The sequence below is a fragment of the Microbacterium sp. ARD31 genome, assembly GCF_031844425.1.
In genome coordinates, this window is sequence record NZ_JAUZVE010000001.1 from 797310 (window position 1) to 817274 (window position 19965).

The 19965-nt window shown below is 72.7% G+C and carries 18 protein-coding genes; 3 read left to right on the forward strand and 15 right to left on the reverse strand.

All coding sequences use genetic code 11. From position 1 onward, the window contains the following. Positions 1–27 precede the first annotated feature (27 nt). On the reverse strand, positions 28–954 hold the full coding sequence (locus Q9S36_RS04060) for a 4-(cytidine 5'-diphospho)-2-C-methyl-D-erythritol kinase (protein ID WP_311284022.1): 927 nt from the start codon (positions 952–954) through the stop codon (positions 28–30). After that, the gene (gene mgrA, locus Q9S36_RS04065; RefSeq protein ID WP_311284023.1) at positions 951–2024 is read right to left on the reverse strand and encodes an L-glyceraldehyde 3-phosphate reductase; all 1074 of its coding nucleotides are present in this window, start codon (positions 2022–2024) and stop codon (positions 951–953) included. Before mgrA ends, Q9S36_RS04060 begins: the two co-directional genes overlap by 4 nt. A gap of 94 nt (positions 2025–2118) precedes the next feature. On the opposite strand from mgrA, the gene Q9S36_RS04070 reads away from it, so the two are divergent. Beyond that, the gene (locus tag Q9S36_RS04070) at positions 2119–3687 is read left to right on the forward strand and encodes a stealth conserved region 3 domain-containing protein (RefSeq protein WP_311284024.1); all 1569 of its coding nucleotides are present in this window, start codon (positions 2119–2121) and stop codon (positions 3685–3687) included. On the opposite strand, the gene Q9S36_RS04075 is transcribed toward Q9S36_RS04070, so the two are convergent. The 10 genes from Q9S36_RS04075 to hemE form a co-directional block, all read right to left on the reverse strand. After that, positions 3647–4561 carry a phosphodiesterase gene (locus Q9S36_RS04075; RefSeq protein ID WP_311284025.1) on the reverse strand — a complete coding sequence of 305 codons (915 nt, stop codon included), beginning with the start codon at positions 4559–4561 and terminating at the stop codon, positions 3647–3649. The two genes, Q9S36_RS04070 and Q9S36_RS04075, sit on opposite strands and share 41 nt — an antisense overlap. Positions 4562–4683: 122 nt before the next feature. After that, on the reverse strand, positions 4684–5523 hold the full coding sequence (gene rsmA, locus Q9S36_RS04080; RefSeq protein ID WP_311284027.1) for a 16S rRNA (adenine(1518)-N(6)/adenine(1519)-N(6))-dimethyltransferase RsmA: 840 nt from the start codon (positions 5521–5523) through the stop codon (positions 4684–4686). Positions 5524–5556: 33 nt separating this feature from the next. Continuing rightward, complete coding sequence (hemL, locus tag Q9S36_RS04085; protein WP_311284028.1) at positions 5557–6861, reverse strand: glutamate-1-semialdehyde 2,1-aminomutase; 1305 nt, start codon at positions 6859–6861, stop codon at positions 5557–5559. Then, entirely contained in the window at positions 6858–7853 is a 996-nt protein-coding gene (gene hemB / locus Q9S36_RS04090; protein WP_311284029.1) for a porphobilinogen synthase, read from the reverse strand. The genes hemL and hemB overlap by 4 nt, the downstream gene beginning before the upstream one ends. Next, entirely contained in the window at positions 7850–8623 is a 774-nt protein-coding gene (locus tag Q9S36_RS04095; protein WP_311284030.1) for a uroporphyrinogen-III synthase, read from the reverse strand. The genes hemB and Q9S36_RS04095 overlap by 4 nt, the downstream gene beginning before the upstream one ends. Continuing rightward, positions 8620–9537, reverse strand: a complete 918-nt coding sequence (gene hemC / locus Q9S36_RS04100) for a hydroxymethylbilane synthase (RefSeq protein WP_311284031.1) — start codon at positions 9535–9537, stop codon at positions 8620–8622. Before hemC ends, Q9S36_RS04095 begins: the two co-directional genes overlap by 4 nt. Next, positions 9534–10772 carry a ferrochelatase gene (locus tag Q9S36_RS04105; protein WP_311284032.1) on the reverse strand — a complete coding sequence of 413 codons (1239 nt, stop codon included), beginning with the start codon at positions 10770–10772 and terminating at the stop codon, positions 9534–9536. Before Q9S36_RS04105 ends, hemC begins: the two co-directional genes overlap by 4 nt. Further along, positions 10769–11452, reverse strand: coding sequence for a hydrogen peroxide-dependent heme synthase (gene hemQ / locus Q9S36_RS04110; RefSeq protein WP_253034044.1), 684 nt, complete (start codon positions 11450–11452; stop codon positions 10769–10771). Before hemQ ends, Q9S36_RS04105 begins: the two co-directional genes overlap by 4 nt. Then, complete coding sequence (locus Q9S36_RS04115) at positions 11442–12830, reverse strand: FAD-dependent oxidoreductase (RefSeq protein WP_311284033.1); 1389 nt, start codon at positions 12828–12830, stop codon at positions 11442–11444. Before Q9S36_RS04115 ends, hemQ begins: the two co-directional genes overlap by 11 nt. Then, complete coding sequence (gene hemE, locus Q9S36_RS04120) at positions 12827–13948, reverse strand: uroporphyrinogen decarboxylase (RefSeq protein WP_396653724.1); 1122 nt, start codon at positions 13946–13948, stop codon at positions 12827–12829. The genes Q9S36_RS04115 and hemE overlap by 4 nt, the downstream gene beginning before the upstream one ends. A gap of 59 nt (positions 13949–14007) precedes the next feature. Here hemE and Q9S36_RS04125 point away from each other — a divergent pair, with 59 nt between their 5' ends. Both Q9S36_RS04125 and Q9S36_RS04130 read left to right on the forward strand, forming a co-directional pair. Then, complete coding sequence (locus Q9S36_RS04125) at positions 14008–15279, forward strand: glutamyl-tRNA reductase (RefSeq protein WP_311284034.1); 1272 nt, start codon at positions 14008–14010, stop codon at positions 15277–15279. Further along, positions 15276–16289, forward strand: coding sequence for a LacI family DNA-binding transcriptional regulator (locus Q9S36_RS04130; protein WP_311284035.1), 1014 nt, complete (start codon positions 15276–15278; stop codon positions 16287–16289). The genes Q9S36_RS04125 and Q9S36_RS04130 overlap by 4 nt, the downstream gene beginning before the upstream one ends. Here the strand turns inward: Q9S36_RS04130 and Q9S36_RS04135 are convergent. The 3 genes from Q9S36_RS04135 to Q9S36_RS04145 form a co-directional block, all read right to left on the reverse strand. Beyond that, positions 16268–17152 carry a TatD family hydrolase gene (locus tag Q9S36_RS04135; RefSeq protein ID WP_311284036.1) on the reverse strand — a complete coding sequence of 295 codons (885 nt, stop codon included), beginning with the start codon at positions 17150–17152 and terminating at the stop codon, positions 16268–16270. The two genes, Q9S36_RS04130 and Q9S36_RS04135, sit on opposite strands and share 22 nt — an antisense overlap. After that, a complete protein-coding gene (gene metG / locus Q9S36_RS04140) occupies positions 17149–18717 on the reverse strand; it encodes a methionine--tRNA ligase (protein WP_311284037.1) in 1569 nt (522 codons plus the stop codon). The genes Q9S36_RS04135 and metG overlap by 4 nt, the downstream gene beginning before the upstream one ends. Positions 18718–18792: 75 nt before the next feature. Next, positions 18793–19806 (reverse strand): LacI family DNA-binding transcriptional regulator, encoded by a 1014-nt coding sequence (locus tag Q9S36_RS04145; RefSeq protein ID WP_311284038.1) that lies wholly within the window; start codon positions 19804–19806, stop codon positions 18793–18795. Positions 19807–19965 lie beyond the last annotated feature (159 nt).

Here is a 19965-nt window from a genome sequence, read left to right on the forward strand (position 1 = left end):
CAGGCTACGGGGAGCCGCCGACGCGCGTCAGAGGATCCGCGTGCCGGCGACCGGTCCCGTGACCGCGTGGGAGGTGTGCCCCTGCTCGGCCAGACGGGCCGCGATCCCGTCCGCGTGCGCGTCGTCGGACGCGAGGAACGCGACCGTCGGGCCCGAACCCGAGACCAGTCCGCCGAGGGCCCCGGCGGCCAGGCCCGCGTCGAGCACCTCGGCCAGTGCCGGGCGCAGGTGCACGGCGGCGAGCTGCAGGTCGTTGCGGATGACGGCCGCCAGGGCCGCGGCATCCCCCGACCGCAGGGCGCGCAGCACCGCGGGATCGACCTCCGGCATGAGGCGCCCCGGGCGGATGTCGGCCGTCTCGCGCAGCCGGTCGAGGGTGCCGTAGACCTCGGGGGTCGAGAGCCCGTCGCCGTCGGTGACGAGCACCCACGCGAAGCGGCCGCGGCCGAGCGCCGGGGCGAGCTCGTCGCCGCGCCCGGTGCCGACGGCGGTGCCGCCCAGCAGCGCGAAAGGCACGTCCGCGCCGAGTCGCGCGCCGAGCGCGTGGAGCTCGGCGGTCGACAGGCTGGCGTCGATCAGCTCGTTGACGGCGACGAGGGCGGCGGCGGCATCCGCCGACCCTCCGCCCATGCCGCCCGCCACCGGGACGCCCTTGTGGATCTGCAGACGGATGCCGCCCTCCCAGCCGACCGCCTCGGTCACGGCGCGCGCCGCGCGGAGCGCGAGGTTGCGCTCGTCGAGCGGGACGCCCGACACGTCGACGTCGCCGGTCACGGTGAGGTGGAAGCCGTCGTCATGCGAGGCCCAGAGGTCCTCGAACAGCGACACCGCCTGGTAGACCGATGCGACCTCGTGGTAGCCGTCGTCGCCGACGGCTCCCACGTCGAAGAAGAGGTTGAGCTTGCCCGGCGCGCGCACGTGCACGCGCCGGGCCGGGTCGATGCTCAGGCTCACGCGTTCGCCGAGTCGGCCCACAGGTCGACGTCGATCGCACCCGAGAGCGCGTCGATACGAGCGAGCTCGTCGTCGTCGAACGGGGCGCCCTCGGTCGCGGCGAGGTTCTGATCCAGCTGCTCGGGCCGCGAGGCTCCGATGAGCGCCGACGTCACGACTTCGTCGCGGAGGATCCACTGGATCGCCATCTGCGCGAGCGTCTGGCCGCGCTGCTGAGCGATGTCGTTGAGCCCGCGCAGGGTGTCGAGCGCCTTCTGGTTGAGCTGCCCGTCGGGCAGCGAGAATCGGCTCTGCGCCCGGTCGGCCGTGCCGTCGCCGAGGTACTTGTCGGTCAGCAGGCCCTGCGCGAGCGGCGTGAACGCGATCGCGCCCATACCGGCGGCGCGCAGCGAGTCGGTCAGACCGTCCTCGACCCAACGGTTCAGGATCGAGTACGAGGGCTGGTGGATGACCAGCGGCGTCCCGAGGTCCTTCGCGACGGCCACCGCCTCCTCGGTGCGCTCGGCGCTGTACGACGAGATCCCGACGTAAAGCGCCTTGCCCTGCCGGACGAGGGTGTCGAGGGCACCGATCGTCTCCTCGAGGGGAGTCACCGGGTCGGCGCGGTGCGAGTAGAAGATGTCGACGTAGTCGACGCTCATCCGCTTCAGCGACTGCTCGGCGCTCGCGATGAGGTACTTCCGCGAGCCGTTGTTGCCGTAGGGGCCCGGCCACATGTCGTATCCGGCCTTCGACGAGATGAGGATCTCGTCACGGTAGGGCGCGAAGTCCTCGCGCATCATGCGCCCGAAATTCGTCTCGGCGGACCCGAACGGCGGGCCGTAGTTGTTCGCCAGGTCGAAGTGCGTGACGCCCCGATCGAAGGCGTGGCGAAGCAGAGTACGCTGGTTGTCGAAGGGGATGTTGTCCCCGAAGTTCCACCAGAGTCCCAGCGAGATCGCCGGCAGATACAGCCCGCTCGAGCCGACCTGGCGGAACGCCCCCGCATCGTAGCGGGAGGATGCCGCCTGATAGGGGCGGTGGGTGTCGCCGTTGCGCGACGGAGGGAAGCGGTCCGCGTAGTCGGTCATCCCCCCAGGCTATCGACGATGGGCACCCGAAACGTCGGTGAAACGACGGAGACCTAGTCTTGCCCGATCGGTGACGCACACAAAGGGAGAACATATGGCGCGACTGACTGCACTGCCGACCGAGGGTGGTTCCTGGACCGCTCTCCTCGAGCGCGAGGACATCGTCCTCATCGGAGGCATGCTGCACCTGCGCCATGACGACACCACCCCAGAGCAGGCCCGCATCGCCGACCTGCTGCTGATCGCCGACACGCTGGCGGGTGCCGGCATCCCGCACCTCCTCATCCGTCACTCGGGCTCCGTGCCGGGCCTCGTCGTCGACCTCGCCCACCGGGCTCGCACCCTCGCGGCGCTCTCGGACCGTGCCGTCATCGAGCCGCTCTACGCGAAGGCGAAGGGCGGCACGCCGGTGCCGTTCGGCGAGCTGCGCCTACCCGCCTCGGGTCCCGCCTCGGTGCGGGTGTTCCGGCCGCGCGTCGCCGGCGAGCTGCGCTACGGCGCCGGCTACGGCGTGCGCGTCGAGTTCTGGCGCTTCGGCGAGGAGCTCGTCGAAGCGCCCCACGCGAACGACCTCACGCGTCGCGTGTTCGCCGCCGAGGACGTCGAACCGGCCACGGTGGAGCGCTACGGGCGCACGTGGCAGACCCTGGACGGGATGTTCGACCCGCACCCGGGCGACGTCACGCATGAGATCGACATGGTGTTCTCCTGGGTCGACGGGTCGTCGTCGGAGTTCCAGCGTCAGCGCGCCGCGCAGCTCTCGGAGTACGTCGTCGGCGACGGCGACGACGGTCCCGCCCGCTACCGCCACGTCGACGAGCTGCGCTACGCACTGCGGAGCGTCCACATGTACGCGCCGTGGGTGCGTCGCATCTTCATCGCGACCGACTCCCCCGCCCCGGCGTGGCTGCTCGACCACCCCAAGGTGACGATCGTCCGCAGCGAGGAGTTCTTCGAGGACCCCGCCGTGCTCCCGACGCACAACTCACACGCCGTCGAGGCGCAGCTGCATCGCATCGAGGGCCTGTCGGAGCACTTCCTCTACTCCAACGACGACATGTTCTTCGGGCGGCCGCTCTCGCCGGAGCTCTTCTTCTCCCCCGCCGGCGTCTCGTCGTTCGTCGAGTGCGACGTCCGCATCGGCACGGGCCCGCGCCGCGTCGCCCGCAGCGGGCACGACAACGCGCTGCGCCTGAACCGCGAACTGCTGCAGGAGCGCTTCGGCCGCACGATCGTCCGCGACCTCGAGCACTGCGCCGCGCCCCTTCGCCGCTCTGTGATGTTCGAGCTCGAGCGGGAGTTCCCCGAGGAGATCCGGCGGACGGCGGCATCCCGCTTCCGTTCCGCGACCGACGTCTCGGTGACCAACTGCCTGTACCACTACTACGCGCAGTTCACCGGCCGGGCGATCGCCTCGACGGCACCGCGGGTGCGGTACTTCCAGACCACGCAGGCGGCGTCGCTGCGGCGCATGGAGAAGCTCGCCGAGCGCGGCGACGTCGACATGTTCTGCCTCAACGACGGCGGCGACCACGAGGTGCCCGAGCCCGTCCGGGTGCGGGCCGTGACGGGACTGCTCGAGCGCCTCTTCCCGATCCGTGCGCCGTGGGAGGACCCGGCCGTCAGTGCAGCGCCGGCACGCCCGGTCGAGCTGCACGCGTGACCGACCCGCTGACACCGGCTGCCCGCAGACGACGCTGAGCCTCGTCCGGGTCGATGTACTCGAGCGGCGCGGAGACGTCGATCGGGACCACCGAGTGGACGACCGTGTCGTCGTAGACGTGCACCATGTTGTACGCCTGGGCGCCGTCCTGCGGCCGCGTGCCGCCGACCGGGACCGTGAGGTCCTGCGCGTAGCACGTCGACGAGGCGACCGAGACGGGGATGCCGGCGAAGGTCGCGAACGTCGAGTAGTGCAGGTGGCCGGCGATGATCGCGCGCACGTCCGTGCCGCGCACGACCTCGGCGAGGCGGCGCTGGTCGCGCAGTTCGACGCTCGCCGCGAGCGGCAGCACGCTCGGGACGGGCGGGTGGTGCATCGCCAGCACGGTGCCGAGCGGCGCCGGGGTGGCGAGGGCGTTCCGCAGCCAGCGCAGCTGGGCGGCGGAGAGCTCGCCGTGGTGGTGGCCGGGCACGCTCGTGTCGAGCGTCACGATGCGGAGGCCGTCGAGCTCGTCGACGCGGTCGTAGGGCGCCGTCGGGTCGGCGGGGGTGTCGTCGAGCAGCCGGGAACGGAACGCGCCCCGGTCGTCGTGGTTGCCCATGACCCAGAGCAGGCGGGCGCCCAGACGCTCGGCGAAGGGCTCGACGAGCGCGCGGATCGCGTCGTACGCGGCGACTTCGCCGAGGTCGACGAGGTCGCCGGTGAAGACGACGGCGTCGGGGGCGATGCCGCTGGACTCGATGGCCCGGAGGGCGGCGGTGAGCGAGGCCTCGCCGTCGACGCTGTCGAACAGGCGGGGGCCGGGACCGCGCAGGTGCGTGTCACTGAGGTGGAGCAGGATCCGTTCGGCGGCCGGATGCTCGGCGCGGCGCATGGTCACTTCTTCCGTCGGTGCGGAGGCTCGGGTACCCCCGCCTTGCTCCGAAATGTTACCGGCATGTTTCGGGAACGCGCGGTGAACGACGCGCGAAGACCTCGCGACCGGATGCCGCCGGCTCAGGCGCGGGCGATGCGGACGAAGTCCTCGATCGTGAGTTCCTCGCCGCGCGCGGTGGGTGCCACACCGGCGCGCGCGAGCACGTCGCTGGCCGCCGCGGAGGAACCGCCGAGGACGCCGGAGAGGGCCTGGCGGAGCATCTTGCGACGCTGCTGGAACGCGGCGTCGACGATGGCGAAGGTGCGGAGTCGCTCCTCCTCGGTGCCGCGGGCATCGGTGTCGCGCTCGAATCCGACGAGGACGCTGTCGACGTTGGGGACGGGCCAGAACACCTGACGCGAGACGGTGCCGGCGAGACGCCAGGTGCCGTACCAGGCGGCCTTGACGCTCGGAGCGCCGTAGACCTTCGAGCCGGAGGGCGCCGCGAGGCGTTCGCCGACCTCGGCCTGCACCATGACGACGCCGCGCTGGATGGTCGGGAAGTGCTCCATGAAGTGCAGGAGCACGGGAACGCTCACGTTGTACGGCAGGTTCGCGACCAGGACGTCGGGGTCGCCGGGGAGCTCGCTCACGCGCAGGGCGTCCTCGGCGACGACGGTGAGCGCACCGTCGGGCACGCCGTGCGCCGCCGCGGTGGCGGGCAGGCGTTCGGCGAGGCGGTGGTCGATCTCGACGGCGGTCACCGGCGCGCCGGTCTCGAGGATCGCGAGGGTCAGCGACCCGAGGCCCGGCCCCACCTCGACGACGCGGTCGGCGGGGGTGACCCGCGCGGCAGTGACGATCTTGCGCACCGTGTTCGCATCGACGACGAAGTTCTGCCCGAGCTTCTTGGTCGGGGTGACGTCGAGGTCGGCGGCAAGGGCGCGGATCTCGGCGGCTCCGAGGAGGGCGACGGGCATGGGTTCCAGCCTACCGGCGCCCCGTCCCGCCCCTCAGCCGGCCGCGGCCTTCGCGGCGGCCGGCAGCGCCTCGACGATCCGGCTGATCGCGGCGTCGTCGTGCGCGGCCGTGACGAACCACGCCTCGAACGCCGACGGCGGCAGCGACACGCCGCCCTCGAGCATCGCGTGGAAGAAGCGACCGTAGGCGTCGGCATCCTGCGACGTCGCCGTCGCGTAGTCGGGCACGCCGTTCACGACGGACTCGCCGAAGAAGATGCTGAAGAGGGTCCCCGCCCACTGCACGACGTGGGGCACCCCGGCATCCGTCAGAGCAGCGGATGCCGCGTCCGCGACCGTGTGCGCGACGGCGTCGAGCGTGCCGTACACCGCGTCGTCGGCGTGCGTGAGGGTCGCGAGGCCCGCGGCGACGGCGACCGGGTTCCCCGACAGCGTGCCCGCCTGGTAGACGGGACCGGTGGGCGCGAGGAGGTCCATGATCTCGGCGCGACCGGCGACCGCGGCGACGGGGAGGCCGCCGCCGATGACCTTGCCGAAGGCGATGAGGTCGGGCACGACGTGCTCCCCCGCCGCCTCCAGCACGCCCGCGTACCCCGAGCGCGACGAGCGGAACCCGGTGAGCACCTCATCACTGATGAGGAGCGCGCCGTTCCGATGCGCGATCTCGGAGAGGAACGCCGTGAAGCCCGGCGCGGGAGGGACGACGCCCATGTTGGCGCCGGCGGCCTCGGTGATGATCGCGGCGATCCGGCCCTCGTGCGCGCGGAACACCTCTTCGACGGCGGCGCGGTCGTTGTAGCCGATGACGAGGGTCTGCGCGGCGATGGGCGCAGGCACGCCCGCGGACCCTGGCAGGGCGAGGGTCGCGAGGCCCGAGCCGGCCTGCGCGAGCAGGCCGTCGGAGTGCCCGTGGTAGTGCCCGGCGAACTTGATGAGCAGGTCGCGCCCAGTGGCGGCGCGGGCGAGACGGATCGCCGTCATCGTCGCCTCGGTGCCGGTCGAGACGAGCCGGATCTTCTCGGCGGCGGGGACGCGCGAGCGGATCTCCTCGGCGAGCTCGGTCTCGGCCGCCGTCGGCGCTCCGAACGAGAGCCCGCGCTGGGCGGCCTGCACCACCGCGTCGATCACGGCAGGGTGCGAGTGACCCAGCAGGGCGGGCCCCCAGCTGGCGACGAGGTCGACGTAGTCGCGACCGTCGGCATCCGTCACGTAGGCGCCCTGCGCCGACACCATGAACCGGGGGGTCCCGCCGACCGACCCGTAGGCGCGGACCGGTGAGTCGACACCGCCGGGGATCACTCCGCGGGCGCGGTCGAACAGCTCCTGATTGCGGCTCATGCGAGTTCCTTCCCGGCGCGCAGCCAGTGCGCGACCTCGACGGCCCAATAAGTGAGGATGACGTCGGCGCCGGCACGGCGGATGCCGACGAGGCTCTCGCCGATGGCGCGCTCGCGGTCGATGAGGCCCGCAGCGGACGCGTGCTCGATCATCGCGTACTCCCCCGACACCTGGTACGCCCAGACCGGCACGTTCGAGCGGTCCGAGACCCGGGCGAGCACGTCGAGGTACGGCATGGCGGGCTTGACCATGACGACGTCGGCACCCTCGGCGATGTCGACGAGCGCCTCCTCGACACCTTCGCGCGCGTTCGCGGGGTCCATCTGGTAGGTCCGGCGGTCGCCCTGGAGGGTCGACTCGACGGCGTCGCGGAAGGGACCGTAGAACGCCGAGGCGTACTTCGCCGCGTAGGCGAGGATCGCGACGTGCGCGAAGCCCGCGGCATCCAATCCCGCGCGGACCGCGGCCACCTGGCCGTCCATCATCCCCGACAGTCCCAGCACGTCGGCGCCGGCGCGCGCCTGCGCGACACCCATCTCGGCGTAGACCTCGAGGGTCGCGTCGTTGTCGACCGAGCCGTCGGCGGCCAGCAACCCGCAGTGCCCGTGATCGGTGAACTCGTCGAGGCAGAGGTCGGCCTGCACCGTGAGGCGTCCGGCGGCCGCGCGCGCGGCGACCGCGATCGCGCGGTTGAGGATCCCGTCCGGATCGGTGGCGCCGCTGCCGACCGCGTCGCGGACGGCGGGGACGCCGAAGAGCATGATGCCGCCGAGGCCTGCGGCCGCCGCCTCGTCGACGACGTCGGCGATCGCGTCGAGCGGATGCTGCGACACCCCCGGCATGCTCGCGATCGGCTGCGCCTCGGTGATGCCCTCCTTGACGAAGACCGGCAGCACGAGCTGCGAGGGCACGAGGTGGTGCTGGGCGGCGATGCGGCGCAGCGCCGGCGTGCCGCGCAGACGGCGCAGGCGACGGGTGGGGAACGAGGTCATGACGACTCCTTGACGGGGAGGTGGGCGTCGAGCTCGGCGATCAGCGCGTCGATGCTCTGGGTCTGTGCGGTGTGCCCGACCGTGAATCCGAGGACGGCCGCGTCGCGCGACGTCCCCGGTCCGATCGAGGCGACGAGGGTGGATGCCGGGAGCCGCCCGACCTGACGGCGCAGCTCCCTGCCGACGCTCAGCGAGGTGAGCAGGACGACGTCGATGCCGCCGGAGCGGAGCGCGTCCGCGACCTCCGGTTCGAGGTCGACGCCGACGGTCCGGTAGGCGATGCAGACGTCGACGGCGAAGCCGCGCACCTCGAGCTCGTCGCTGACGACGGCCTGGGCGAGGTCGCTGCGCACGACGAGCGAACGCCCGGTCGCGGCGGGATCCCGGTCGGCGCACCACTGGGCGGCGAGGGCCGCGGCCGAGGACGCCCCGGCGGGGACGAAGTCGACCTCCCACCCGGCCTCGGTCACGGCGCGCGCGGTGGCCCTGCCGACGGTGGCGATCCGGGTGGTGTCGGGGATCCTCACCCCGTGCTGCCGCAGCTGCTCGACGCTCGCGGCGCTGGTGACGAACAGCCAGGCGTACGCCCCCGCCGACAGGGCGGCGAAGGCGCGGTCGCGTGCGGCGGTGTCGCGCGGGGCGGCGGAGGAGATGAGCGGTGCGACGACGGCGTCCGCGCCACGGGCGTGCAGGTCGGCCGCGACGCGGTCACCCCAGGCCCCGCCCCGGGGGACGAGGACGCGGGTACCGCGGAGTCCTCCCGAGGTCATCGGGAGGTCCCCGCGAGGTCGGCGAGGTCGGCGGCACCGCCCTCGAGGAGCTCGGCGACGACGTCCGCCGCGGCCTCGTCGACGTCGACGTGCGGATCGAGGCGGCGCGAGGCGGCGACCGACCGCGAACCGTCCTCGGCGTAGACGTGCGCGACGAGCGTCACGACGTCGCCGTGATGCTCCGCGTCGATCGCGACGGGGGCGGCGCACCCCGCCTCGAGGCGGCGCAGAACGGCGCGCTCGAGGTGGGCGGCCAGGGCGGTGTCGGCGTGCTCGATGCGGCCGACGGCGTCCGCCACGACGGTGTCGCCGTCGCGGATCTCGACGGCGAGCGCCCCCTGGGCGGCCGAGGTCGGCCAGTCGAGCACCTCGGTGATGGCGCTGTCGCGGCCGATGCGACGGAGCCCCGCCTCGGCGAGGACGATCGCGTCGTACTGCCCGTCGGCGACTTTGCGGAGCCGGCTGTCGACGTTGCCGCGGATGCCCTCGACCACGAGGTCGGGTCGGCGCGCCCGCACCTGGGCGACACGACGCGGCGAACCGGTGCCGACGCGCGCGCCGGCCGGGAGCTCATCGAGGGCGAGGCCGTCGCGAGAGTGGAGGATGTCGCGCTGGGATGCCCGCACGGGGACGGCGCCCACGACGATGCCGGGGTACGGCGCGGTCGGCAGGTCCTTCATCGAGTGCACGAGGAAGTCGCACTCGTCCCGCAGGAGCGCGTCCCGCAGCGCCGTCGCGAACACGCCGGTGCCGCCCATCTGGGCGAGCGGCCCGGTGAGGACGTCGCCCTCACTGGTGATGGGCACGAGTTCGACGTCCCGCCCGGATGCCGCGGCCACCGCATCCGCCACCTGCTGCGACTGGGTCGTCGCCAGCAGGCTCGCGCGGGTGCCGAGGCGCAGGGGGGCGCTCACGGCGCCACACCCGACAGCGCGGGCTGGAAGCCGAGTCGCTTGTTCTCGCAGCATCCCGGACGGCACACGTCGTACCAGGGACCGAGGTCGGTGACGGCGGGGCGCTCCGCGGCGGGGGTGCCCTTCAGGCGCTCCTCGACGAGGTCGACGAGACCCGCGACGTAGTCGGGGTGGGTGCTGGGGGTCGCGGTGCGGACCGCGACGAGTCCGAGCTCTGCCGCCGTCTCCATCGCCTCGGTGTCGAGGTCCCACATGACCTCCATGTGGTCGCTCACGAACCCGAGCGGGACGATGAGAACGGCCTTGCGGCCACGGCCCGGCAGCTCCTGCATCGCGTCGTTGATGTCGGGCTCGAGCCACGGCACCTGCGGCGGGCCGGACCGGCTCTGGAAGACGAGCTGCCACGCGCCCGGGAACCCGAGCCGCGAGACGATCTCCTCGCCGACCGCGAGGTGCTGCGCGACGTACGCGCCGCCGGGGCCGAAGCCGCGCTCGGGCGGGCCGGAGCGGTCGGCGTCGGAGGTGGGGATGGAGTGCGTCGAGAACAGGATCTCCACCTCGTTCTCGAGGTCGGTGATCCCGCGCTCGGCGAGTTCGGCGATGCCCGCACGGATGCCGTCGACGAAGGGCGCGACGAACCCGGGATGATCGAAGAACTGGCGCACCTTGTCGATCTGGATGTCGGTCTGGTGTCCGGTGGCCTCGACGGCGTCCGCGAGGTCCTCGCGATACTGCCGGCAGGACGAGTACGAGCTGTACGCGCTCGTCGCGATCGCCAGGAGCTTCCGCCGCCCGTCCGCGACGGCCGCGTCGATCGCGTCGGTGACGTACGGCATCCAGTTGCGGTTGCCCCAGTAGACCGGCAGGTCGAATCCCCGTGCGGAGAGCTCGGCGTCGAGAGCGGCCTTCAGTTCGCGGTTGTGCTCGTTGATGGGCGACACCCCGCCGAAGTGGCGGTAGTGGTGCGCGACCTCCTCGAGGCGTTCGTCGGGGATGCCGCGGCCCGCCGTGACGTTCCGCAGGAACGGGATCACGTCGTCCTGGCCTTCGGGACCGCCGAAACCGAGGAGGAGGATGCCGTCGTAGGCGACGGGGACGGTGGCGTGGGGCTCACCGGCGCACGTGCCCTCGGTCGCGTTCGGGATGACGCAGCCGTCGGCGACGACCACTCCCGATGCGCGGGGCGGCTTGGGACGGAACTCCGCGCCCGGGGACCCGATGTTCTGCGCGCTCATGAGAGCACCTCCGCCAGTTCGTCGATCTCCACGCGCCGCCCGGTGTAGAACGGCACCTCCTCGCGCACGTGACGCCGTGCGTCGGTCGCCCGCAGCTCGCGCATCATGTCGACGAGGCTGATCGGGTCGTCGCTCTCGAGCGGCAGCAGCCATTCGTAGTCGCTCAGGCCGAACGTCGACACGGTGTTCGCCACGACGTCGCGGAAGGCGGCGCCCTTGCGGCCGTGCTCGACGAGCATGCGCGAGCGCTCGTCCTCGGGCAGCAAGTACCACTCGTAGCTGCGGACGAACGGGTACACGCAGAGCCAGCCGCGGGGGTGCTCGCCGCGCAGGTAGCCGGGGACGTGCCGCTTGTTGAACTCGGCCTCGCGGTGCACGCCCATCGCGCTCCACACGTTCGTGAAGGCCGCGAGCACGGGGGTGCGGCGGAGTTCGCGGAGGGCTTTCTGGAGGGCGGCCGGGTCCTCGCCGTGCAGCCAGACCATGAGGTCGGCCTCGGCGCGCATCCCGGTGACGTCGTAGAACCCGCGGAGGGTCACCTCGGCGGCGGGCAGCGCGTCGACGACCGCTCGCAGCGTGTCGATGTCCGCCGTGGAGGCGGCGGCGCGCGGACGGGGGCCGGCGAGGATCGCGAAGAGCGTGTAGCCGAGGCCGGGGGCTGACACATCGTCAGCGGACATGACGTACTCCTTCGGAGGGGGTGGGGTGGGACAGCAGTTCCGCCGCGAGGGCGCGAGCGTGAGGGATGACCGAGGCGAGGCCGGTACCGGCGGCGACCGCCCCGATCAGACGGATGCCGCGCGAAGCAGCGGCGGTGCGGACGGCGGCCTGCATTTCCGGCGTCACGACCGCATCCGACCAGGAGACCGGCACGACCTCCCGCACGTCAGCGGGGTTGACAGCGACGCCCGTGAGGGTGCGGACAGCCGCCGCGACCTCGGCGGGGGTGTCGAGCCCGCCGGCGCCGGCATCCCGAGCGGACAGCCGGACGACGTGGACGCCCGCGGGTACGGCGGCCGCGGCCCACTCCCACTTCGCGTCGACGTGGGTGAGGGCCTTCGCGGCCGAGGGCACGTCGGGCGCGGCGATGACACCGGACCCGACCGGGTGACGATCGAGCGCAGCCGCCGCGACGGCGGCGACGACCAGGCGGACGGGAGCGGCCTCGGGCGCCGTGACGCCGAGCAGGCCCGCGGCGGACACGGGGCCGGTCGCGAGGACCACCTCGCCCGCCGTCAGCGTCTCGCCGTCGAGGACGACCTCGGCGCCCGCCGACGTCGGCCGGATCCCGTGGACGGGCGCACCGGTGCGGATGACGGCGCCCGCGCGGAGGGCCGCGATCTCGAGCTCGGCGGCGAGGCGCCAGAGGCCCCCTTCGACGCCGCGCACAGCGGAGCCCGCACGGGCCTGCGGCGCGAGGGTGTCGACGGCGGCGGTCAGCGACCCGAGCTCGCGGAATCGCTGCCAGAGGGCCGGGTTCAGCGCCGAGAGGGTGACCGCTCCCGCGCTCTGCGAGTAGACGCTCGCGCAGAGGGGTTCGACCAGCCGGGCGGTGACGGCCGGTCCGAACCGGGCCGTCGCGAGCTCGGCCAGCGTCGGCTCGGGCTCCTCGAACATCCGCGGGTCGAGCGGGAGGTCGCGCTCCTGCGCCGCACGACGGGCACCGGCGCGACCGAGGACGCGGGTCACGTCGGCCGCCGTGGGGTCCGCCGGCATCCCGATCACCGCTCGGCGGGGCAGCGGTGCGCGTCCGACGCGCCCCATCCCCCGGCGGAACGCGACGTGCGCCCCGGCGGGCCGGGGCGGGGCGAACTGCACGGCCAGCCGCGCGTCGGCAGCGAGGTCGGCGACGCCGGTCGTGCGGGTCGCGAAGGACTCCGCGCCGAGGTCGAGCTCGACTCCCGCGACGACGCCGCGGCGCAGCATCCCGCCGACGGCGTCGCCGGCCTCGAGCACGACGACGTCGCGGCCGGCGCGGGCGAGCTCCCACGCCGTGGTCAGCGCGGCGACACCGCCGCCGACGATGACGACGTCGTGACGGCGGAGGGCTCCGGTCACGGCGCCCGCCAGTCGTGGACCGTCCGGACCACCGCCGAGATGGCGTCGGGGTCGGCCTCCATCGGCACGCCGTGCCCGAGGTTGAACACGTGTGCGCGCGCGGCGAGACCGGCCTCGAGCACGCGGTGCACACCCGCCGTCCGCACCGGCTCGGGCGCGAACAGCAGTGCGGGGTCGAGATTGCCCTGGATCGTCAGGTCGCGGCCGATGCGGCGACGCGCCTCGTCGAGCGGGACCCGGTAGTCGACGCCGAGCGCATCGATGTCGGGGGTCGCCATGTCGGCGAGGATCTCGCCCGTACCGACCCCGAAGTGCACGAGCGGCAGCCTGTCGACTCCCTCGGGCAGTGGCAGCGCTCGGGCGTGCGAGAGCGCGGCGACGGATGCCGGGAGCACCGACGCGCGGTAGTCGTCGGGGTTCAGCCCGCCCGCCCACGAGTCGAACAGCTGCCCTGCGCTCGCCCCCGCCTCGATCTGGAGGGCGAGGAAGCGGCCCGTGACCTCGGCGAGCCACATCGTCAGGTCCTGCCACGCGGCCGGGTCCTCGTGGATGAGGCGTCGGGCGGCGAGGTGGTCCTTCGACGGACCGCCCTCGACGAGGTAGGCCGCGAGGGTGAACGGCGCGCCGGCGAACCCGATGAGCGGCAGCGGCTCGCCGCGCTCCTCGGAAAGCTCGGCGAGCATCGCGGTCGTGCGGCCCACGGCATCCGCGATGACCTCCCCGCGCTCGGTGACGAGGGCGGGGTCGATCGCGACGGCGCGCGCGATGTCGGCCGGCGTCCGCAGCGGCTGGGAGAAGACCGGACCGCGGCCGGCGACGATCTCGACGTCGACGCCGATGAGGGCGAGCGGCACGATGATGTCGCTGAAGAAGATCGCCGCGTCGACGCCGTGACGGCGCACCGGCTGCATCGTGATCTCGCTCGCGAGCGCCGGGTCGAGGCATGCGTCGATCATCGATCCCTGCGACCGGAGCGCGCGGTACTCGGGGAGGGATCGCCCCGCCTGCCGCATGAACCAGACGGGGGTCGTCTGCGGACGATCGCCCAGCAGCGCCCGGACGAGACGGGACTCGCGGGTGCGCGCGGCGATGAGGGGGTGGCTGAGGCCGGGAATGATGGACTCCTCGAATCGGTTAATCGATATACTAATCGTGATCCAAGGGGGTTGTCCGCACCGTGCTCGTCTGCCTGACCGCGCATCAGCGCTCCACGCCGTTCGATTCCCTCGAGCGGCTCTCGACGGTCGGAGACGACCTCGCCGAGCGCCTGTCCGCGGTCCACGAGTCGGTCCGTGGGGCGGTCGTGCTGGCGACCTGCAACCGGTTCGAGGCGTACTTCGACCTCGCCGAGGAACCCGACCTCGCCTCCCCCGTCCCCGCGATGGATGCCGCGATGGAGGCGATCGCCGGCGCCGCCGACATGGACTACCGGTCCCTCCGCGAGAACGTCGACTTCGCCCACGGCAACCAGGTCGCCCACCACCTCTTCACGGTCGCGTCGGGACTCGACTCCGTCGCCGTCGGCGAGGACGAGATCGCCGGGCAGGTGCGACGCGCCCTCGAGGCCGCGCGCGGCCGCGGCCTGACCACCGCGCCGCTCGAGCACCTCTTCCAGCGCGCCACCGAGACCTCCCGCGCCGTCAAGAACACGACGCGGCTCGGTGAGTCCGGGCGTTCGCTCGTCCGTCTCGCCGTCGACCTCGTGAGCCCCCGCGTCGACTGGGCGACCGCCCGCGTCCTCCTCGTGGGCACGGGACGCTACGCCGCGGCGGCCCTCGCCGCCCTGCGAGCGGTCGGGGCCACCGACATCCGCGTGCACTCGCGGTCGGGGCGCCAGAAGTTCGCCAACCGCGAGCACCTCGTCCACGTCGGCGTCGACGATTACGCCGCCGAGGCCGCAGCCGCCGACATCGTCGTCACCTGCACGGCGACGACCGACACCTTCGCCCTCGACGCCTTCTCGCACGCGACCGCCCGCGCCGGGAGCACCCGCGCGCAGGTGATCATCGACCTGGGCCTGCCCCGCAACGTCGACCCCGAGGTGGCGCTGCTGCCCGGCGTCGAACTCCTCGACCTCGAGACCATCCGACTGCACGCCCCCGTCGACGAGGCCGAGACCGTCGGCCAGGCGCGCGAGATCGTCCAGGCCGCCGCTAAGCGGCACGCAGCCGCCCGGCGCGTGCACGAGGTGTCCCCCTCGGTCGTCGACCTCCGCCGGTTCGTGCACGGCGTGCTGGACGAGGAACTCACCCGCGCACGACGGCGCGGCGACTCGGCCGAGGTCGAGACGGCGCTCCGCCACTTCTCGGGCGTGCTGCTGCACCAGCTCATCGCCCGCGGCCACACCCTCGCCTCCTCGGGCGCCGGTCCCGAGTGGGCCGAGGCGGTCCGCACCGTGCTGCCCGGGCCGCGCGAGGGCGCCTCACCGGACGAGGGCGAGCAGCCGTGAGCGCGAGCGTCACGCTGAAGGACATCGCGCGCGCCGCAGGCGTGTCGACGGCGGCCATCAGCCAGGCGCTCAACGATCGCGGCAGCATGCGCCCCGAGACACGGGAACGCATCAAGGCCATCGCCGCCGAACTCGGTTACGTCCCGAACCGCCACGCCGCGGCGCTGCGCAGCGGCCGGACGATGACGGTCGGGTTCGTCATGGGCGACGACCCCGACGACGACCGGCGCAGCGAACTTCAGCGCGCGCGCAAGCTGACCTCGCTCGTCCGGGCCTCCGCGGCCCACGGGTTCACCGTGACCGTCCTCCCCGACTCGACCCCCGACCTCATCGCCGGCACGACCCTCGACGCGCTCTACGTGCCCGATGCGCGCGGCAACCGGGAACTCCTGCTCGCGGCCATCGCCCGCGGCATCCCCATCGTCGCGGACGACCAGTTCGTCGACGGATCGCGCGGACTCAGCATCCGCACGGGGTACGACGCGGCCGTCCGGGCGGGACTCGACGAACTCGAACGCGCCGGCGCCCGCCGCATCGCCTTCCTCACCGAGGACGGCGGCGCTCCCCGCGACGAGATCGGACGCGCCGCGTACGAGATCTGGAGTTCGGTCCGCGGCCGCGAGCCGCTGGTGCGCGCCGTCGACGCCTCGCGGCGCACGCTGCCGCGCCTCATCACCGACGTCCTCGCCGACGGTGCGGACGCGATCTTCGCCGGAGCCGAAGATGGGCCCGACGTCTACCTGCAGCTGGAGGAGATGCGCCTCGTCATCCCCCGCGACGTCCAACTCGTCGCGCTCTGCTCCACCGACTGCGCCGTCAACCGCCGCCTCGGCGTGACGCACGTCTGCATCCGTCCCGACCTCGCGGCCCAGGCGATGTTCGACACGCTCCCCGGCGCTCTGCTCGACGACGGCCCCCGGGTGGTCGATCTGCCGTGGGAACTCGTGCCGGGGTCGACGACGCGCCCGCCGATGGCCGTCTCGCTGCCTCAGTCCGTGAAGGCGCCGTAGACCTCGAGCGTGTTCTGCGCGAGCTGTGCGCACAGTTCCTCGAGGGGCATACCGAGCTCGGCGGCCAGGAACCGCACCGTCACCGGCACGAGGTACGGGGCGTTGGGGCGGCCGCGGTGCGGTGTCGGGGTGAGGAAGGGCGCATCCGTCTCGACGAGGATCCGCTCGCGCGGGGTCACGGCGAGGGCGTCCCGCAGGTTCTGCGCGTTCTTGAACGTGACGTTCCCGGCGAAGCTCAGCCAGTAGCCGCGGTCGGCGCAGTGCCGCGCCATGTCGGCATCGCCCGAGAAGCAGTGGAAGACGGTGCGCTCCGGCGCGCCGACCCGCTCGAGGGTCTCGAGGACGGCCTCGTGCGCGTCGCGATCGTGGATCTGCATCGCGATCCCGTGCCGCTTCGCGATGTCGATGTGCGCCTCGAAGCTCGCGACCTGGGCGGGGATCCCGTCCTCGTCGGTCCGGAAGAAGTCGAGCCCCGTCTCGCCGACCGCCCGCACGCGCGGCTGCGCGGCGAGCTCGTCGATGACGGCGATCGCCTCGTCCAGTCGCCCGGCGGCCGCGTACGCCGGCGCCTCGTTCGGGTGGATCGCGACGGCGGCCAGGACCGCGGGGTGGGATGCCGCGGCCCACGCCGACCAGCGCGAGGACTCGATGTCGCCCCCCGCCTGCACGACGCCCACGACGCCGACCTCCGCGGCGCGGGCGAGCTGCTCGTCCAGGCCGCGCGGCTCGTCGCCGTCCTCGATCTCGAGGTGCGCGTGGTTGTCGTAGACGGCGACCGGGAGGGGCTCCGGCGCATCCGGCCATCGGACGTCGCGCGCGGACTGCTCGCGCTGGCGGACGTAGGTGCTCGGGTCGTCCGTCATGCGCTCTGCTCGACGCGCGGGAACAGCGGCGCGAGCGTGCCGACGCGGGTACCCGCCGGCAGCTGCCCCCACGTGCCCGCCTCGCGCAGCGGCTGCGCCGTCAGCTCGCCCGGAGCGCCGAGCGCGCCCCAGAGGGTCGCCGTCGACTGCGGCATGACCGGCGAGAGCAGCACGGCGAGCGCGCGCAGTCCCTCGGCGGCCGTGTAGAGCACCGTCGAGAGCCGCTCCCGGTTCGCGTCGTCCTTCGCGAGCGCCCAGGGCTCGTTCTCGGTGATGTAGCCGTTGAGCTCGTCGACGATCGTCCAGATGGCCGAGATCGCCTCGTCGGGGCGGAACGCGGTCATCGCGGCATCGGCGGCGGTCGCGGCATCCGCCAGCGTCCGCTGCACCCGGAGGTCCAGCTCGGTCGGCTCACCCGGAGTGGGCACGACACCGTCGAAGTAGCGCCCGATCATCGCGATCGTGCGCGAGGCGAGGTTGCCGAAACCGTTGGCGAGCTCGGCCTGGTAGCGCGCCGACAGGTCCTCCCACGAGAACGAGCCGTCCTGTCCGAACGCGATCGCGGAGAGGAAGTAGAACCGGTAGGCATCGGAACCGAAGACGTCGGTGATCTCGGTCGGCGCGATGCCGGTGAGCTTCGACTTCGACATCTTCTCGCCGCCGACGAGAAGCCAGCCGTGGGCGAAGATCCCCTTCGGCACCTCGAGACCGGCGGCCATCAGCATGGCGGGCCAGATGACGGCGTGGAAGCGGAGGATGTCCTTGCCGACCACGTGGTAGGCCGGCCACCGCCGCTCGAACTCCGTCGGGTCGTCGCCGTAGCCGACGGCCGTCGCGTAGTTCAGGAGCGCGTCGACCCATACGTAGATGACGTGCGACTCGTCCCACGGCACCCGGATGCCCCAGTCGAACGCGGACCGCGAGATGGAGAGGTCCTTCAGCCCCGATCGCACGAACGAGACGACCTCGTTGCGGGCGGAATCGGGACGCACGAAGTCGGGCTGGCTCCGGTACAGCTCGAGCAGCCGGTCCTGGAACTCGCTGAGCTTGAAGAAGTAGTTCTTCTCCTGCAGCAGCTCCAACGGCTTCGAGTGGATGGCGCACACCTTGAGGCCCTCGAAGGGACCCGTGCCGTCGACGATCTCGGCCTCGGGCTTGAACTCCTCGCAGCCGACGCAGTACAGCGCCTCGTACTCGCCCGCATAGATGTAGCCGCTGTCGTAGAGGGCCTGCACGAATTTCTTGACGCGCTCCTCGTGGCGCGGCTGCGTCGTGCGGATGAAGTCGTCGTTGGCGACGTCGAGGGTCTTCAGCAGCGGGAACCACGACTCCTCGACGAGCTTGTCGACCCACTCCTGGGGAGTCACCCCGTTGGCCGTCGCGGCGCGGAGCATCTTCTGCCCGTGCTCGTCGGTGCCGGTGAGCATCCAGGTGTCGTCTCCCGCCTGGCGGTGCCAGCGCGCGAGCGCGTCGACGGCGACCGTCGTGTACCCGTGGCCGATGTGCGGCAGATCGCTCGGGTAGTAGATCGGCGTCGTGATGTAGAAGGACTGACCGGTGCTCACTCGACGATTCTAGGCGGCACCCCCGGGGCGCTCCTGCTCTGTGACGAGCACCGGCGCCCTCGCGCAGCCGCGCCGTCAGGCGCTCTCGCGCACGACGAGGGTCGTCGGCAGGACGGGGGGCTCCCGCGGCACCCCGGCGACGATGTCGAGCACCATGTCCACCATCGTCGAGCTGATCTGCGCCCAGGGCTGACGGATCGTCGTCAGCGGCGGCTGGTGCGTGGCGGCGAGGCCGGAGTCATCGAAGCCGGCGACGGCGACGTCCTCGGGCACCCGCCGGCCGGCACGCCGCAGCGCGGCGATCGCACCGACGGCCATGATGTCACTGGCCGCGAACACCGCGTCGACGTCGGGGGCCCGCTCCAGCAGCCGGGTCATGGCGGCATCCCCGCTCGCGCTTTCGTAGCTGCCGTGCTCGACGAGCTGCGGATCGAACCGCGGGCCGAGCTCCGCCTGGAACCCCTCGAGACGGAACTTGCCGCCCGGGGTGTCGGCGGGTCCGGCGATGAGCGCGATGCGGCGGTGCCCCTGGTCCATGAGATACCGGGTCATCATGCGCGCCGATCCCACCTCGTCGACGGCGACGTTCGGCACCGACGCCGCAGCACCGGTGGGGATGCCGGTGCACACCGTCGCGACGCCCGCCGACACCAGCGACGCGAGGAGGGCGTCGGAGGCGTGGGAGGAGACGAGCAGCACGCCGTCGACGTGGCCGGCCCGGACGTAGCGCTCCACGCCGGCCTGCTTGTCGGCACTGTCGGCGATGAGGAGCACCAGCGTCATAGACCGCTCGGCCAGCGCCTCGGTGGCACCGCGCAGCAGCAGCGAGAAGATCGGGTCGGAGAACAGCAGGTGCTGCGGTTCGGTGAGGAGGAACGCGATCGAGCCGGAGCGGCCGGTCGCAAGGCTCCGGGCGGCATGGTTGGCCGTGTACCCCGTCGTACGGATGGCCTCCTCCACCGCGGCGCGCGCTTCCGGCGACACCCAGTGGCCGCCGTTGATCACGCGCGAGACCGTGCCGTGGGACACGCCGGCGACCGCCGCGACGTCGCGGATCGTCGGTTTTCGGGAGCTCTCGGTGGATGCCACGAGAGCAGACTCTACATCGTTCCGGCGCTGTGATAACGTGATCGAACCGCGTACCCTGTGACCGGTCACAGTTGCATAACGAAACGCCTTGCGAGACGGCGTCGGGAGTAAGAATGGCTCCGCCGGCGACTCGCGCGGCAACAGCGCGTGGGCGCAGCG